General features: G+C 42.3%; 1 protein-coding gene. It reads left to right on the forward strand.

Annotated features, from left to right (window positions below; translation table 11 throughout):
* Positions 1–24 precede the first annotated feature (24 nt).
* Positions 25–437 (forward strand): TetR family transcriptional regulator C-terminal domain-containing protein (locus tag IQR33_RS08410; RefSeq protein ID WP_228013806.1); only part of this gene is annotated, 413 nt, incomplete at its 3' end.

Here is a 437-nt window from a genome sequence, read left to right on the forward strand (position 1 = left end):
TCCAAAGAACAATTTGGTGAAGCGATGATTCAAGACTACTTTACTAAGTATTTTGAGCGTTTAAACGCACGCTTTACCAATACTGAACTGAGTGGCTACCAACGCCTAATGAGCTATTTCGAAGAAATGGTCAAAGTAGAAGACGACGTGTGTAATGCGAACAAATGTTTATTGGTTAAGTTAAGTGCAGAAGTCTCCGATCTCTCTGAGTCAATGCGCTTGGCATTACGCCAAGGAGCAGACAAAACCATTCAAGCGATAGCGGATTGCATTGACATCGGCATTAAAGATGGCTCAATCCCCAATGGTGACAGTGCGTTATTAGCAAGGCAGATATACTACCTTTGGAATGGCGCTAGCTTGCTGAACAAACTTTATCAAGATCAGGCAGCATTGACGCAAAGTCTGACCTATACTCAACACTTACTGCAGAATAC

Source organism: Vibrio sp. OPT46, assembly GCF_015163535.1.
GTDB lineage: Bacteria > Pseudomonadota > Gammaproteobacteria > Enterobacterales > Vibrionaceae > Vibrio > Vibrio alginolyticus.